The sequence below is a fragment of the Agrobacterium vitis genome, assembly GCF_037039395.1.
Lineage (GTDB): Bacteria > Pseudomonadota > Alphaproteobacteria > Rhizobiales > Rhizobiaceae > Allorhizobium > Allorhizobium vitis_E.
Genome location: NZ_CP146242.1, coordinates 2,362,754 through 2,375,605 on the forward strand (window position 1 = coordinate 2,362,754; position 12,852 = coordinate 2,375,605).

The window sequence follows — 12,852 nt, forward strand, 5'->3', positions numbered from 1 at the left end:
ATCACATCACCGCCCCAACCTGCCAAGGCACAAATTCGTTATCCCCCAGGCCCAAAATCTCCGACTTTGTCTTCTGCCCCGAAGCTGAGGCCAGCACGAGATCGAGAATCTCCCGGCCTTTTTGCTCCACCGAAATCCCGGCACTGATGATGTCGCCGCAGTTGAGGTCCATGTCGTCGGGCATGTCCTCGTAGAGTTTGCTGTTGGTGGCGAGCTTGATGGTGGGGGTGGGCTTGGAACCGAAGGCGGAACCGCGCCCGGTGGTGAAGACCAGCATTTGCGCGCCGCCAGCGATCTGGCCGGTGGCAGAGACCGGGTCGTAGCCGGGGGTGTCCATGAAGACGAAGCCGGGGGTTTCGATCCGTTCTGCATAGTGCAGCACGTCGGTCAGCGGCGTGCTGCCTGCCTTGGCCGATGCGCCCAGGGATTTTTCGAGAATGGTGGTCAGCCCGCCCAGTTTGTTGCCGGGGCTGGGGTTGTTGTCCATCGAGCCACGGTTCATTTTTGTATAGTCTTCCCACCAGCGAATGCGGGCGATCAGCTTCTCGCCGATTTCGCTTGATGCGGCGCGGCGCAGCAGCAATTGTTCGGCACCGTAAATTTCCGGTGTTTCCGAGAGAACCACCGTGCCGCCCAGGCCGACCAGCAGGTCGGAGGCGATGCCAAGGGCCGGATTGGCGGTGATGCCGGAAAACCCGTCAGAGCCGCCGCATTGCAGCGCGAGTTTCAGCTCCGAGGCCGGGATCGGTTGACGCTTGATGGCGTTGACCACGGGCAGGATGGATTTGATGTGTTCGACCAGATGCGCGATGGTCGCAGCGGTGCCCCCACTGTCCTGAATGGTCAGGCCGAAGAACCGGTTTTCGTCATTGCCACCATAGAGCATTTTCATCCGGGCGAGTTGCATGACTTCGCATCCCAGACCGACAAAAACCGCAGCGCCGACATTGGGATGGGTGGCGTAGCCCCAGAGCACCCGTTGCAGAATATCCGCCCCTTCGCCGCCTGCATCCATGCCGCAGCCGGTGCCATGCGCAAAGGCAGCGACCCCGTCGATATTGGGGTAGTCTGCCAAAATGCCAGAACGGTTGATGTCATCGGCAGCGCGCCGGATGACGGTGGCGGAACAGTTGACGGTGGCGCAGATGGCGATGAAATTGCGCGTTCCCGCCTGTCCATTCGCCCGGCGATAGCCCATGAATGTCTCAGGTTTAACAACGGGAATGGCGGCCAGCGCCTTCTGGTAATCGGCACCCACCTCATACTGCTGGTCATGGGCGCCGAAGGAACAGTTGTCGGTATGCACATGCTCACCCGCCCGGATCGGGCGGCTGGCATAGCCAATCACCTGTCCGAACTTGATGATATTGCCACCCGCATCCATATCCTGCCGGGCAATCTTGTGGCCACGCGCCACCGAATGATCAAGGGGCGCGCCAAATCCAAGCGGCTGCGTGCCTGCCGGGGCGGGATTGGTCAGGATGGCGACGGTGTCATCCGGGTGCAGCAGCACTGTCCCTGTCTCTTTGCCTGTCCGTGGGGCTTCAGCCATAATGGACATGTCCGTGAGAGAGGGCGCGAATGACCCCGCGCAGTTCTGCCAGCCCACGCAGGCGCCCGACCAGCGGATAGCCGGGATGGGTGCCACGGCTGACATCGTCAAGCAATTCGTGGCCGTGGTCAGGCCTGAAGGGAATGTCGAAATCGGCGCGACCGTCTGCCTTTCGGCGGCGCTCTTCGGCAATCAGCACGGCAATCAGCGTCACCATGTCGGTATCGCCGTCCAGATGGGCGGCCTCCTGGAAGGAACCGTCCGGCTCCTTGGCCACATTGCGCAGATGGGCAAAATGGATGCGATCGGCAAAGCGTGCGGCAATGGCCGGAACATCGTTTTTCGGATTGGCGCCCAGCGAGCCCGCGCATAGCGTCAAGCCGTTGGCAAGGGCCGGTTGCTGTTCCATAATCCAGGCAATGTCGTCTTCGCAGGAGACGATGCGCGGCAGGCCGAGAATATCGCGCGGCGGATCGTCGGGATGTACGCAAAACCGCATGCCAAGCTCTTCTGCCGTCGGGATGACCTCGGCCAGGAAACGGGCATAATTGGCGCGGATCTCATCGCGGCTGATGCCGTGATAGCGCTTCAGTGCCTCGCGCAACCCACGGATGTCGTAGCGGTCAAAGGCGCCGGGCAGTCCGGACATGATGCTGTTCAGCAGGTTTTGCCGCAGGCCCTCGCTGGAGGCGTCGAACCAGGCCTTGGCGGCCTCGCGCACCTCTGGCGAATAGTCGTTTTCAGCACCGTCGCGCTCCAGCATATGGATCTCGAAGGCGGCCATATGCGGTTCGGAAAACCGCAGGGCGCTGCCGCCGCGCGCGACCGGCGCATCCAGCTGGGTGCGGGTCCAGTCCAGCAGCGGCATGAAATTATAGCAGATCGTATAGATACCGGCATCGGCGAGATTCTTCATCGACTGGCGGTAATTGGAAAACAGCCGCTCAAGATCGCCTTCGCCGCGCTTGATATCCTCATGGATCGGCAGGCTTTCCACCACATTCCAGGTCTGGCCTAAGCCGCTATTGGCGATCTCGTCGCGGCGGGCCTCAATGGCATCGCTGCTCCAGACTTCGCCATAGGGTATTTCGTGCAGCGCGTTGACGATGCCGGAGGCGCCGGTCTGGGCGACCTCGGCCAGGGTAATGCGGTCGAACGGGCCGTACCAGCGCCAGCTCTCTTTCATGCGGACATGTCCTCTATTGTTTGTCTTGACCCTTTGGCGGCGAGGCTTTGATAAGCTGTCGTCAGCGCGTTGCGGAAAGTTGGGTTATCGGCCAGCGGTGCAGGGAAAATCTCGCGCACCGAAAGCAGGGCCGCTACCTTGTCGACAGGCTCGGCAGCGCCATCGCTCAAGCTTTTCAATCGCGCGGCCAGCGGGTCGCGGACGTCGATGGCGTCGCCCTTTTCATCCACGCCACCAACATAGCGCATCCAGGCGGCAACGGCCAAAGCCAATCCCTTGATCGGCCGGTTGGCGGCGAGGTTCTCAGTCAGGGTGCCGAGAATCCGCTGCGGCAGCTTCTGCGAGCCGTCCATGGCAATCTGCCAGGTGCGGTGGCGGATGGCGGGATTGGCGTAACGGTCAAACAGCGCAGCTGTATAATCGCCAAGGCTCACGCCCGGCGGGGCTTTCAGGCCGGGGGTGATTTCCGTGTCCCACAGCATTTTGCAGAATCGGGCAAAGACCGGGTCGGCGACCGTCTGGGCAATGGTTTCGTGACCGGCGAGATAGCCGAGATAGGCAAGTGACGAATGGGTGCCGTTCAGGCAGCGCAGCTTCATATGCTCAAACGGCGTCACATCCTTGACCAACTCGACCCCGACGGCTCCGAGATCCGGCCTTGCCCCATCAACGAAACGGTCTTCCACCACCCATTGCCGGAAAGGCTCATGCATGACGGGGGAAAGATCCAGCACGCCGGTGATCTGCGCCAGCCGGTCGATATCCTCCGGCTTGGTGGCAGGCACGATCCGGTCCACCATGGTCGAGGGAAAGGCACCTTCACTGGCAATCCAGCCTTGAAGATCGGATGAGATCAGCCCGGCCAGTTCCAGGACGACGCCCCGCACCACCTTGCCATTTTCCGGCAGGTTGTCGCAGCACAGCACCGTGAAGGGACGCAGGCCAGCCGCATGGCGCTTTTCCAGCGCCCGCACCAGAAAGCCGAGTGCGGAGAGGGGGGCTTCGGGATGGGTCAGATCATGCTTGATGTCGGGATGGTTACGGTTCAGCTTGCCGGTGGAGGGTTCGTGGCAATAGCCTTTTTCCGTTACCGTCAGGCTGACGATCTTGACAGCCGGATCGCTCATCACGTCGATCACGGCTCTCGGATTTTCCCGTGCCACCAGCACATCGTTGATCACGCCGATCACATGCGGCGTTTCGCCATCCGGCCCAAGCTCGACGGCGGTATAGGCGAAATCCTGGGGGGCGAGCGCATCGCGCTGGTCTGGCCGCATCAGGCTGACGCCGATAATGCCCCAGTCCCCGCCGGATTTCTCCATGGCCTGTTCGATATAGATCGCCCCATGGGCGCGGTAAAAGGCACCGAGGCCGAGATGGACGATACCTGTCTGCGGTCTGGTGCCTTCGGGGCGGTGCAGCCGTTGCGGATTGGCGGACATATCAGCGGGCAAGCCAGCCTCCATCGACATTGAGAATGGCGCCATGGATATATTTGGCCGCCCTTGAGGAAAGAAACACCGCAGCGCCGCCAATGTCTTCGGCCTCGCCCCAGCGACCCGCCGGAATGCGCTCCAGGATTGCTTTGTTGCGGGCCGCGTCATTGCGCAGCGCCTCGGTATTGTTGGTTTCGATATAGCCGGGGGCAATGGCGTTGACATTGATGCCCTTGGCCGCCCATTCATTGGCGAGCAGCTTGGTCAGCCCTGCGACGCCGCTTTTCGACGCCGTATAGGATGGCACCCGGATACCGCCCTGGAAGGACAGCATCGAGGCGATATTGACGATCTTGCCGCCCGATTCTCGGGCAAACAGCGCCTTGGCGAAGGCCTGGCAGAGGAAGAATACCGCTTTCAGGTTGACATCCATCACCGCGTCCCAATCGGCCTCGGTGAAATCCACCGCATCGGCGCGGCGGATGATACCGGCATTGTTGACGAGAATATCGACCGGGCCGAGATCTTCGAAAATGCCGCTGCCCGCCATCGGGTCGGAGAGGTCGAGGGTGAGGCCGGATGCCTTGCCACCGGCATTGGTAATCTGCTCGATAGTTTCCGCCACCGGAGAGCGGCCCGCACAAATCACGCTGGCGCCAGCTCCGGCCAGCGACAGGGCAATGGCCTGGCCGATGCCGGTATTGGCGCCTGTCACCAGCGCCGTCTTGCCCTTGAGGGAAAACAGATCGCTCACTTCAGCGTCTCCATCGACACCACTTCCACATCCTTATAATCGACATTGTCACCGGCCATCGCCCAGATGAAGGTATAGTTGGCGGTGCCTGCGCCCGAATGGATCGACCAGGGCGGCGAGATCGCGCCTTCCTCGTTTTTCAACACCAGATGCCGGGTCTCGTCCGGCTCGCCCATCATATGGAAAGCGCGCTGGCCTTCCGGCAGGTCGAAATAGAGATAGGCTTCCATGCGCCGGTCATGGACATGGGCAGGCATGGTGTTCCAGACGGAGCCTGGGGCAAGCTTGGTCATGCCGACCACCAGCTGGCAGGCCTTCATCACATCAGGATGCACGAACTGGTAGATGGTGCGCTCATTGGAGGTTGCCTGCGAGCCGAGCGTCACATTGGCGGCTTCCTCAATCTTGATGAGGCGCGACGGATAGGTGTGATGGGCCGGGGCCGAGAGAATGTAGAACCGGCCAGCGCCTGAAAAGGTGATCTTGCCCGCGCCCATGCCGAGATAGAGCATGTCACCCTTGCCCATTTCATAGGTGGCATCCGCCTCGACCGTGCCTGTGCCGCCGATGTTGACGACGACAAGTTCGCGCCGGTCGAGAATGGAGGCGGTGCCGCATTCCTTCACATGGTCAAGCACCAGCGGAGCGCCGCCGGGTACGGCGCCGCCGACGATCATCCGGTCGTAATGGGTATAGATCAGCCGGATTTCGCCCTCCGCAAAAATATCGCCGACATGGAAATGCTTGCGCAGGGCCGTGGTGTCGAAGCCTTTGGCGGTCTGCGGGTCGATAGCGTGGCGGGTTTCAACGGTCAGCATGGCTTAACTCCTCAAATATCAAAGAAAATCGTCACGCCGGGGCGTGAATGTGTCGATCAGCACGCCGGGCTCGATTGCCCGGCAGCCGTGAAAGGCAAGGGAAGGAATAACGAAACTGTCGCCCGGGCCGACGGTGAACGTCTCGTCGCCGATGAAAAATTCGAACCGGCCGGACTGAACATAGGTGGATTGCACATGCGGATGATGGTGGCGCAGGCCCTCCGCTCCCTTGGCGAAGGTGAATTTCACCACCATCAGTTCTGGGCTGTCGGAGAGAACCTGGCGGGTCACCCCGTGGCCGGCTTCGACCACCGGAAAGGTCCTGACGAAGTCTGTATCCATGGCTGGCTGCTCCTCCATCGAGGCTGTCTGGTTCAGTCTGAACCCAGAGTACACGACACAAAGGTCTTGCGGCTTTGCCGCCCCCCTCAACCGGCTGCCGCCACCTTCTCCCCGATGGGGAGAAGAGACTTGCCGCAGCGCCCAGCGCTTTCTCTGGTGCTGCAAAGAGCGAGTAAAGCCCTTTTCCAACATCAGAATAAGGCTGATTGCTATCGCCTTTGCCTCTTCTCCCCAGCTGGGAGAAGTCCCCGTGCAGGGGGATGAGGGGGGCGAAGCCCATAAATCCTTTGGGCGTGTACTGTGGTCCGAACCAGAAAACCTCTCGCTTTCCTTTGTTTTCGTTTGTCTTTTCGGGGAAATCGGTATCCAGTTTTCCCTGAAAAACGCTAGGCCCCGCTGCTCCTCAGCTAGAGCCGATATGCCTTTTTCGCCAATCCATAGGCGAGATCGCTTGCCAGCTCAAAGGCTTCGTCCTCCTCCAGACGGCCCGTCAGCACCAGTTCGGACAGATAGGCGCAGTCCACCCGCCGGGCCACATCATGGCGGGCCGGGATGGAGCAGAAGGCGCGGGTATCGTCGTTGAAGCCGACGGTATTGTAGAAACCGGCGGTCTCTGTGGTGGTTTCGCGGAAGCGGCGCATGCCATCAGGGCTGTCGAAGAACCACCAGGCGGGGCCGAGCTTCAGGGCCGGATAGGCACCTGCCAACGGCGCCAGCTCGCGTGAATAGCTGGTTTCGTCCAGCGTGAAGAGAATGACCGTCAGATCCTTTTCCATGCCGACCGCATCCAGAAGTGGCTTCAAGGCGCGGACGTAATCGGTGCGGGTCGGGATATCGAAGCCCTTGTCGCGGCCATGTTTTGCCATGATGCCTGAGGAATGGTTGCGGTAGGAACCGGGATGGATTTGCAGCACCAGCCCGTCTTCCAGGCTCATCCTGGCCATTTCCGTCAGCATATGACCTCGGAAGGCATCAGCTTCTTCGGGGGTGATCCGCCCGGTCAGTGCCTTATCGAACAGCGCCTTGGCCTGATCCTGTGGCAGATCCTCGGTGCGGGCCGTGGGATGGCCATGGTCGGAACTGGTGGCACCATAAGATTTGAAGAAGGCACGGCGGTTGCGATGCGCTTCCAGATAGCCGCTCCAACTGGTGGCATCGACATTAGCCAATTGCCCGAACCGCTCGATATTGGTGGTAAAACCTTCAAACTGCGGATCGACCACCGGATCGGGTCGATAGGCGGTGACGACGCGGCCATTCCAGCCGGAGGCGCGGATCGCCTCATGCCATTTCAACTCGTCCAGCGGACTTTCCGTGGTGGCGATCACTTCGATGTTGAAGCGCTCGAACAGGGCGCGGGGGCGAAATTCCGGTTTTGTCAGGCAATCGGCGATATGGTCATAGGTCTGGTCCGCCGTTTTGGCTGAAAGCCTTGTGGTCAGTCCGAATACGTCTTCGAAGGCATGGTCCAGCCACATGCGGCTCGGCGTGGCGCGAAACAGGTGGAAGTTTTCGGCAAACAGCCGCCAGATCTTGCGGCCATCGGTTTCCGTCATGCCGCCATCGACACGCGGCACGCCAAGCGCCGTGAGGTCGATACCCTGGGAATAGAGCATGCGAAACACATAATGGTCCGGCACCACGAAAAGCTGGGCCGGATCGGGAAAAGCTTCATTTTCCGCAAACCAGCGCGGGTCGGTATGACCATGCGGACTGACGATGGGCAGGTCACGGACCGTGTCATAAAGCGTGCGCGCCAGCGTGCGTGCTGCGGGGTCAAGGGGAAAAAGCCTGTCTGGATGAAGCAATGCCGTGGTCTCCGCGTGCGCCCCGTATTTCTAATACTGCATAATATCGCAAGCCGATTTCGGTCCGGCGTATTATGGCCTAAAACAACTGCCGCCCCTTGCATTGGCCGTCGTCTTTTGATCGATGGCCTGAGCGGTGGCAGTGGTGGCGAAACGCAATTGCATTCCGCCGTCAATCTAATATGTTAGTATGCAAATTGTGTCAATGCGGTCCGAGGGATGATCCCGGGTCCTTGGCCAGGCTACTTGGAGTGACGATGGCGGTGGTATTCGGAGGTTGGGATGATTGATACGGTCAATGTGCGCACGCTGGACGTTCAGCGGCAACCTTCGGTCACCGAGCAGGTCTTCGAGCTGTTATATCGGCAGGTGGTTGAACTGGAGCTGCCGCCGGGGGCAAAATTGTCGGAAGTGGATGTTGCCAAGCAGATGGGCGTGTCTCGCCAACCGGTGCGCGATGCCTTCTATCGCCTGTCCCAGCAGGGGTTCCTGATGATCCGCCCGCAACGGGCAACCGTGGTAACGCATATTTCCGAACGTGGGGTTTTGCAGGCCCGCTTCATCCGCACGGCACTGGAAATGGAAACCGTGCGGGCCGCCGCCGATCGGTTGAGCAAGGAGCAGATCGAGGCGCTTGACGAACTGGTCCAGCGGCAGATCAAGGCCATGGACGCTGGCGACAAGATGCTGTTTCACGAGCTGGACGACGAATTTCACCGGCAGATCTGCAAGATGTCGGGCCATGAATTCGCCTGGGCGCTGATCCGCGACAGCAAGGCGCATATGGACCGGATCCGTTATCTCAGCCTGTCCTTTGGCGCACAAAGCGCAATCGACGATCACATCGATATCATGGCCGCCCTCAAGGCGCGTGATGGTGAGCGGGCAGCGGCAGGCATGCGTGTGCATCTGTCGCGCATCCTGTCGATCATCAGCCGGATCAGGGAAAGCCACGGCCAGTATTTCGCGACCGAATGAGGATGGCAGGATAAGATGAGCAGCAGACGGATTTTGACCATCGGCGAATGCATGGTGGAAATGGCACCACGCGAAGACGGTGCCTATCATCGCAATTTCGCTGGCGATACGTTTAACACCGCCTGGTATCTGCGCCGCCTTCTGGGCGCAGACGATGTAGTGGATTATTGCTCGGCCATTGGTGTCGATGGCATTTCGCAGGCCATGCTCGCCTTCATGCAGGCGGCGGGAATTGGCACGGGGCATTTGCGCCGTCTGGAGGATGCGACGGTCGGGCTTTATATGATCGAGCTTGCCAATGGCGAGCGCAGTTTCAGCTATTGGCGCGGCCAATCCGCCGCCAAGCGTTTAGCAGACGATCGTCAGTTTCTTTTAGAGGCTGTACGGGGCCGCGATCTCATCCTGTTTTCCGGCATTACCCTCGCCATCCTGTCCCCGGCGGGCCGTCAGCAATTGCTGGAGGTTCTGGCGCAGGCACGCGATGCCGGCAGCCTGATCGCCTTCGATCCCAATATGCGCGCCCGGCTTTGGCCGGACCGTGACAGCATGTGTAATGCGGTGTCAGAGGCGGCCAAGGTTGCCGATATCGTCCTGCCGTCCTTTGACGAGGATGGGCCGAATTTCAACGATGCTAACCCGGATGCCACGATTATCCGATACCGAAAAGCAGGTGCGTTAACCGTGGTGGTCAAGAATGGCGCTGGCCGTGTTCATGCCTTTGACGCCACGCAAGGGCCAGTGACATTCGATCCCGTGCCGGTCGCGGATCTCGTGGATACGACAGCGGCTGGCGACAGTTTCAATGCCGGCTTCCTGTCGGCCCGTCTTTCGGGTGTGGCGATGGCCGAGGCGTTGGCGCAGGGGGCTGCCGTTTCCGGCCAGGTGATCCGCAAGCGAGGCGCCCTGGTGGAGATCGAAAATATCCCTGAAAACATCGTTGTCCGATAGACACGCGTAAAGCCGTGTCCGAAAACCGATGTCGCAAAAATGCTCGCTTCTTTGTGTTGCGATGCAAATTATTTTCGCTTGAACCCTTGCAGCTTTTGATTCTACTCTGCGCCTGAAATAGGAGATTGGCGATATTTCCCTTTTTTGTCATGGGCTTGCGGCTTCTGTCAAAAAGGACTGGCCAGTCGCAATGCGTCAAAAGGTGAGCGTTCATGCAATTGGTTTTCGACGGGCATAATGATGTCCTCCTGCGCTTGTGGAGGGCTCATGCAGCGGGCGTCGATCCGGTGCGGCAATTCATCGATGGCACACGGGAAGGTCATATCGATGCGCCACGCGCCCGCCGTGGCGGGCTTGGTGGCGGTCTCTGCGCGATTTATATTCCCTCCGATGGCGAGTTCGTGCTGACCGAGCCGGATGACAAGGGCCATTACAATACCCCTGTCGATAAGCCCTTGGCGCGGGCATCCTCACTCGATATCGCCTTGCAGATGGCGGCCATTGCGCTGCGGCTCGAGCGGGCTGGCGGCTGGCGGCTGTGCCGCTCGACATCGGATATTCGCGCTGCCATGGCCGACGGCACCTTTGCCGCCGTGCTGCATATGGAAGGCTGCGAGGCCATCGATGCCGATCTGGCAGCCCTTGAAGTGTTTCACCAGGCAGGCCTGCGCACGCTCGGCCCGGTCTGGAGCCGCCCGAATATTTTCGGCCATGGGGTTCCCTTCGCTTTTCCGATGTCGCCGGATACAGGGCCGGGCCTGACGACGCTTGGTTTTGAACTTGTGAAAGCCTGCGACCGGCTGGGCATTGCCCTCGACCTTGCCCATATCACCGAAAAGGGCTTCTGGGACGTGGCGAAAACCTCCGATAAGCCATTGATCGCCAGCCATTCCAATGCGCATGCGCTGACGCCGGTGGCCCGTAACCTGACGGATCGGCAGATGGACGCGATCCGCGAGCGCAAGGGCATTGCCGGTCTCAACTACGCGGTGACCATGCTGCGCGCCGACGCCCGCGATTTTGCCGAGACCCCGCTGTCAGATATGGTGCGCCATATCGATTACATGGTGGAACGCATGGGCATCGATTGCGTCGGCCTTGGCTCCGATTTCGATGGTTGTACCGTGCCCGGTGCAATCGGCGATGCCAGTGGTAACCAGAGGTTGCTTGAAGCGTTGCAATCGGCTGGATACGGTGATGCAGATATTGCTAAGATTGCCCATGAAAACTGGCTGCGTGTGCTGGGGACGGCCTGGGGCGAGTAATCCGGCGTTAGTCGGCAAAATGAACTATTTCAGAAAAAAGGGGACCCTGTTGATGACGATCAAGATCGGACGGCGCGATTATTTGTTGGCAAGTGGCGCGGGACTGGCAGCCATGCTTGCTGGTGGGGTAGGTAGCGTGTTTGCGGCAACGCCGAAGGATACGTTGGTGCTTGGCTGGCAGATCGATGACATCATCACGTTCGATCCTGGTGAGTCCTTTGAGATTTCGGCGCAGGAAATTGCCTCGGTAATCTATGATACGCTGGTCAAGCTTGATCCGGATGATCCGTTGAAGATCCAGCCACGGCTGGCCGAGAGCTGGACAACGTCGGATGATGTCCTGACCTATACATTCAAGCTGCGTTCGGGCATGAAATTCGCCTCGGGCAATCCGATAACGGCGGCGGATGTGGCTTACTCGATTGAGCGTGCTGTCAAGCTCAACAAGAACCCCGCCTTCATTCTTCAGCAATTCGGGCTGACCGCCGACAATGTGACCGAAAAAGCCAAGGCATTGGACGAGTTGACCTTTCAGCTCATTGTCGACAAGCCCTACGCACCAAGCTTTGTCCTTAATTGCCTGACGGCCAAGGTCGGTTCAGTCGTGGATAAGGTTCTGTTGGAGAAAAATGCGGCGACGGTAACGCCAACGGATGATTACAAGTTTACCACCGATTTCGGCAATGGATGGTTAAAGACCCATTATGCTGGCTCCGGCCCGTTCAAGCTGCGGGATTGGCGCGCCAATGAAATCGTCGTGCTGGAGCGCAATGATGCCTTCTGGGGCGAAAAGCCGAAGCTGCTGCGGATCATCTATCGCCACATGAAGGGCAGTTCCGGCCAGCGGCTGGCGCTTCAGTCTGGCGATATTGACATTGCCCGCAATCTGGAGCCGAACGATATCGACGCGGTTACCAAGCAGAAGGAGATCAAGCTGATCGCCGCTGCTCAAGGCACGTCCTATTATTTCAGCCTCAACCAGAAAAATCCGATTCTGGCGAAGCCCGAAGTCCGCGAGGCGCTGAAATATCTTGTCGATTACGATGCCATCGGCTCGACCCTCATCAAGAGTGTCGGCACGATTCATCAGGCCTTCCTGCCCTCCGGCATGCTTGGGGCCGTCGATGACAATCCTTACAAGCTGGATGTTGCCAAGGCGAAGGAACTGCTGGCTAAGGCTGGACATGCCGATGGCTTTTCGGTGACCATGGACGTTCGTAGCGTCGAGCCGTTGACCGGTATCGCCCAGTCCGTTCAACAGACTTTCGCCCAAGCAGGGATCAAGCTTGACCTTATTCCGGGCGATGGAAAGCAGACACTGACCAAGTTCCGGGCCCGCAACCACGATATCTATATTGGCAATTGGGGCACCGATTACTGGGATCCGAATTCAAACGCCCAGGCTTTTGCCTCCAACGAGGACAATTCTGACGGCACCAAGCTGAAGACGCTTGCTTGGCGGAATGCCTGGGATATTCCCGAGCTCACCAAGCAGACCCAGTCCGCTTTGCTCGAACGCGATACGGAAAAGCGCGCCGCACTTTATCAGGACATGCAGAAGAAGGTTCTGGCGGAAAGCCCCTTCGTCATCATCTACCAGAAGGTGGAAACATCTGCGGTTCGCGCCAATGTCAACGGCTTCCGGCTTGGAGCCACCTTCGATAGCGCGATGATCGCCGACGTGACCAAGAGCTGACCGGCCGTGGTCCAGGTATCCTCCGTTGGAGAGATCAATGTAGCAGCCGGGCGCAAGCGCGCCCGGCAT

11 protein-coding genes are annotated in these 12,852 nt (G+C 59.6%); 4 read left to right on the plus strand and 7 right to left on the minus strand.

Annotated elements, in window-relative coordinates; all coding sequences use genetic code 11:
* Nucleotide 1 precedes the first annotated feature (1 nt).
* From V6582_RS13530 to uxaC, 7 genes are all read right to left on the minus strand, one after another.
* Complete coding sequence (locus tag V6582_RS13530) at nucleotides 2–1,561, minus strand: UxaA family hydrolase (RefSeq protein WP_420360184.1); 1,560 nt, start codon at nucleotides 1,559–1,561, stop codon at nucleotides 2–4.
* Nucleotides 1,545–2,738: a mannonate dehydratase gene (uxuA, locus tag V6582_RS13535; RefSeq protein ID WP_156631738.1), complete on the minus strand. Its 1,194-nt coding sequence runs from the start codon at nucleotides 2,736–2,738 to the stop codon at nucleotides 1,545–1,547. Before uxuA ends, V6582_RS13530 begins: the two co-directional genes overlap by 17 nt.
* Entirely contained in the window at nucleotides 2,735–4,204 is a 1,470-nt protein-coding gene (locus tag V6582_RS13540; protein ID WP_156631850.1) for a mannitol dehydrogenase family protein, read from the minus strand. The genes uxuA and V6582_RS13540 overlap by 4 nt, the downstream gene beginning before the upstream one ends.
* Nucleotides 4,182–4,928: a 2-dehydro-3-deoxy-D-gluconate 5-dehydrogenase KduD gene (gene kduD / locus V6582_RS13545; protein ID WP_337739241.1), complete on the minus strand. Its 747-nt coding sequence runs from the start codon at nucleotides 4,926–4,928 to the stop codon at nucleotides 4,182–4,184. Before kduD ends, V6582_RS13540 begins: the two co-directional genes overlap by 23 nt.
* Nucleotides 4,925–5,746, minus strand: coding sequence for a 5-dehydro-4-deoxy-D-glucuronate isomerase (gene kduI, locus V6582_RS13550; RefSeq protein ID WP_156631739.1), 822 nt, complete (start codon nucleotides 5,744–5,746; stop codon nucleotides 4,925–4,927). The genes kduD and kduI overlap by 4 nt, the downstream gene beginning before the upstream one ends.
* 18 nt (nucleotides 5,747–5,764) lie before the next feature.
* Nucleotides 5,765–6,088: a cupin domain-containing protein gene (locus V6582_RS13555; RefSeq protein WP_156631740.1), complete on the minus strand. Its 324-nt coding sequence runs from the start codon at nucleotides 6,086–6,088 to the stop codon at nucleotides 5,765–5,767.
* 407 nt (nucleotides 6,089–6,495) lie between these two features.
* Entirely contained in the window at nucleotides 6,496–7,896 is a 1,401-nt protein-coding gene (gene uxaC, locus V6582_RS13560) for a glucuronate isomerase (protein ID WP_156631741.1), read from the minus strand.
* A 282-nt stretch (nucleotides 7,897–8,178) separates the two neighbouring features.
* Between uxaC and V6582_RS13565 the strand changes: the two genes are divergently transcribed.
* The 4 genes from V6582_RS13565 (at nucleotide 8,179) to V6582_RS13580 (ending at nucleotide 12,783) form a co-directional block, all read left to right on the plus strand.
* Nucleotides 8,179–8,874 (plus strand): GntR family transcriptional regulator, encoded by a 696-nt coding sequence (locus V6582_RS13565; RefSeq protein ID WP_156631742.1) that lies wholly within the window; start codon nucleotides 8,179–8,181, stop codon nucleotides 8,872–8,874.
* 15 nt (nucleotides 8,875–8,889) lie between these two features.
* Nucleotides 8,890–9,822 (plus strand): sugar kinase, encoded by a 933-nt coding sequence (locus tag V6582_RS13570; RefSeq protein WP_156631743.1) that lies wholly within the window; start codon nucleotides 8,890–8,892, stop codon nucleotides 9,820–9,822.
* Nucleotides 9,823–10,034: 212 nt separating this feature from the next.
* Nucleotides 10,035–11,087, plus strand: a complete 1,053-nt coding sequence (locus V6582_RS13575) for a dipeptidase (RefSeq protein WP_156631744.1) — start codon at nucleotides 10,035–10,037, stop codon at nucleotides 11,085–11,087.
* Between the two features lie 52 nt (nucleotides 11,088–11,139).
* Nucleotides 11,140–12,783, plus strand: a complete 1,644-nt coding sequence (locus V6582_RS13580) for an ABC transporter substrate-binding protein (RefSeq protein ID WP_156631745.1) — start codon at nucleotides 11,140–11,142, stop codon at nucleotides 12,781–12,783.
* Nucleotides 12,784–12,852: the final 69 nt, after the last annotated feature.